The following is a 3215-nucleotide window of genomic DNA, read 5'->3' as shown; positions in this document are numbered from 1 at the left end:
GACGAGTTTAAAGCATGCGCTCAATCATCCATACACCCCTCAATAACCGACTCGGCAGCAACCCAACGATGGCTGCGCATCGACCTTCATGCGGGCTTTTTGCTCCCCGTTCGTTGGACACCGTTGTTTTGAGCTGGTGACGCGCAGTCCGCGTGGCGGAGCTTATGGCAGACGCTGCTGGTGGCCGTATTGAGTGGCGAAGACGCTGGATTTGCTTTCCTGTCGTGTGTTGCCATACCCAGGGTCGCCTCGCTCCGGCTCGGCTGACCCTGGGCTGTAATCCGCAGCCCCTTTGGGGCTGGTGTGGGCAAGGTGGCGAAAGGATGAAAGAGAACGTCTTCCCTGCAAGAACGCGCAGAGTGTCCAGCATCCCGGACCGACGACAACGCGCCTTAACTGAGTGCCATTCATGCCTGGCATCTTTTCCGGCATCTTTTCCTGATAAAGGAGCGGACATTGTCGTAGGCGCGGTCTATAACGTCAAAATCCGCCCGTTACTCTACCTTCAAGGTTCATTGCGCCAGGAAGACATGAAAGACCGCCGGACAAGCCAAGCTCAAAGCCCGCCCCTTTATGTTTTTAACCGCTCTCAAAATGAAGCTCGCCGCCTTCGTCGCGGTCGCCGGTATCGACACTGCCGAACTGCCCGGAGCCTCCCAAGAGTTCACGGACATTCTCACCGCGCTGAAGGCTGATCAGGACCAGTTTGTTAAAAGCCCGGGTGCCGGCCTGGATGTAGGCAAGTCTTTCAGCGCCGCCGTCGAGAAAGTCCGCGCGCTGGTCCAGAAGAATGACAAGGACGCCGTGTATGCGCTGGCCCGTTGGGGAGTGCTCGGTGGATCGGACATCAACGAAGTCGCCGCGCTGTACCGCAGGGCCGCAGGCGCGGGCCAGATCCTTGCCAAGACTGAACTCTCTTTACTGCTGACGCAGACTGGTGCGAAGAACCCTAAGAAAGTGAAAGAAAGCATCAAGCTGATCCAAGAAGCTGAAGCCGCCGATGAAAAGATCGCACGTCGCATGCTGGCCCAGTTGTACCTGCAAGGTGTGACTGAAGGGAACAAGGGCAAGGTCGTGGTGGAAAAGAGCAGCGCCAAAGCGATGGCGCTGCTTGAAAAAGGTGAAAAGGCAGGGGACGGCAGAGCCACTCTTGGTCTCGCACAGATCTACTCCGTCGGAATCGAAGGCATCCCCCAGGACCATTCAAAGGCCCTGACGTATCTCGTCAAAGCTTGCAATCAGGGCAACGGAGAAGCCCTCAATACGTTTAGTCGTCGTCTGCTGCATGGCGATCCCGACACCCCGGAAAGTCCCAAACTCCTGGCAAAAGATGTGCCTGCCGTGCTGGAGATGCTCAATCAAGCCGCCGAAAAAGGTCTTGCTCCTGCGAATCTCATGCTCGGTCAGATCTATGAACAGGGTATGGGCGCTGATGTGAAGCGCGATGTGCCCAAGGCCTTTGATTGCTACAGCAAGGCTGCCTGCGGCAATGACGCCGAGTCTCTGTTCCGTCTCGGCAACGCCTGTGAAACGGGCATCCTCAAAGCCCCTGGCGACAAGGCCAACATCCTCATCCAGCCGGATGCCAAGAGAGCCCTGAACTTCTACCGCCTCGCAGCGGCCAACGGTATGCAAGAGGCGTACTTCAATCTTGGCGTGTTTTATGAAACCGGCATAGCCGTGGACAAAGATCTGGCCAAGGCTCGTGAATTCTTTTCGCGTGCGGTGCTGGGCGGGGTGGCTCAGGCGCAGAAGCGTCTGGACGCCCTCAAATAAAATCGCCTTGGCAACCGTCCTGAAGGAGTCACTGCTGCGGCGGTGGCTCCATTCTTCCTGAATCTTTAACCACGGATTCCACGGATTGACACGGATACGTGAGGCTGAAGGGGACTCATCAAACTTCCCGATGACCTTGATGCTGCTGGAACGGCATGCACTTTCGTGAAGCTGTTAACGGAGAGGGTGGCCTACGGAACAGACGGAAGATCGGACGCGACCAAGGCAGGGCCTGTGAGATGGGCTGTTGTGGCGAAGGTGAATGATCCTGCCAGGAGGCGGAGCTGTGGTGGGGAGAGGGTGGGATCGGGAGGTGGGTGAGCTTGGAGGGGAGTGTCGGCTGAGTTGTGGCTTGGACCGTATCTATGGCGATTACGCGCCAAGGGTGGTCGATAAGAGCCAGTTTAAGTGATTGATGACGTGTGGTTTGCGCTTGCCTAGCGCATTAAATGCCTGGCTTCTTGCTTGGCATCTTGCTTCTTGCTGAGGCGAAGGTCTGGAGAATCTCTAGAGCAGGTCGTGTTTGGTGGCAGGGCTTGACGTCAGTGCCCGAGTGTGGTCGAATGGCAGCATGAGAATACTGCTTACCTTGGTCGCGTTTTTTGCCTGCTCAGCTCTGGGACAAGCCCAGGAGATGTTCAACCAATACGAGATACTGGCGCGCCAGTATGCGGCGTCCACGGGGCAGCCCTATGAGCTGTGCCTGAAGGCGCTGCAAATTGCGGCCTGGTGCAAGGCCAATCCGCAGGGTGGCACGGTGAACGGGCAGGTCTACGATGCGCAGGCCACGGCGGCGCAGCTGGCCGAAGCGAAGAGAATTTTGACCTCCCAACAGGCACCGCAGCCTGCGGCGCCGACGCTGCCGCCCATCGGCAGTGGTGGTCTTTCAACCCGGCCTGCCGTCCCGGTGGGACGCAGCGCCAATGACCCCCAGCGCATGGCTGAGCAGCTGGCGCGGCAGCAGCGCCAGAATGCCGGCCAGAATGTCGGTCGGGGCGGGGGCGGCAACGCCCTGTCTTTCCGCTTTCTCATCAAAGGCGATTTTGCAGGCTTCTCAGGGACTCACACATTCACCATGGAAAATGGCCAGGTGTGGCGGCAGGTGGACAACGTGGTGACCCGGCACAATCCGGTGATCCACAATCCGACGGGCATCATCACCATCTATAATAACAATAACGGGGGAACGACCGGCATCCTGGAAGTGGTGGGGGTGCCAGGAAGCGTGCAGGTGCAGCTGCAGCAGCCGATTATTCTGGTGAGGTGAGCGGGGTGTGGTGAGGCCAGGGAAGCGCTGATCCATCCTTCCACGCATCTTATCCAGAACTGTGTGCCTATGGAAGGAGCGGAAGACGGACCCGAAGAGAAGAAGGCTGCTGCTGTGTGCTTTGCAGTGGTTCGCGGAACTCATTTCCGGTGACGGGGCTTGGGGACGTTCG

Annotated in this window: 2 protein-coding genes; both read left to right on the top strand. The window is 58.2% G+C overall.

Features of this window, described 5'->3' with window-relative positions:
• The first annotated feature begins 594 nt into the window (after positions 1-594).
• Positions 595-1776 carry a tetratricopeptide repeat protein gene (locus tag WAW39_RS04650; protein WP_422316272.1) on the top strand — a complete coding sequence of 394 codons (1182 nt, stop codon included), beginning with the start codon at positions 595-597 and terminating at the stop codon, positions 1774-1776.
• A 571-nt stretch (positions 1777-2347) separates the two neighbouring features.
• A complete protein-coding gene (locus tag WAW39_RS04645) occupies positions 2348-3043 on the top strand; it encodes a hypothetical protein (protein ID WP_422316270.1) in 696 nt (231 codons plus the stop codon).
• The last annotated feature ends 172 nt before the right edge of the window (positions 3044-3215 follow it).

The sequence above is a fragment of the Prosthecobacter sp. genome, assembly GCF_049294395.1.
Classification (GTDB): Bacteria; Verrucomicrobiota; Verrucomicrobiia; order Verrucomicrobiales; family Verrucomicrobiaceae; genus Prosthecobacter.
Note: the sequence above shows the minus strand (reverse complement) of the source record. Positions and strands in the feature narration are given on the sequence as shown.

What these genes read in the sequence shown, in the direction of transcription:
- WAW39_RS04645 (WP_422316270.1), top strand. Translation starts at nt 2,348, where the DNA reads ATGAGAATACTGCTTACCTTGGTCGCGTTTTTTGCCTGCTCAGCTCTG.
- WAW39_RS04650 (WP_422316272.1), top strand. Translation starts at nt 595, where the DNA reads ATGAAGCTCGCCGCCTTCGTCGCGGTCGCCGGTATCGACACTGCCGAA.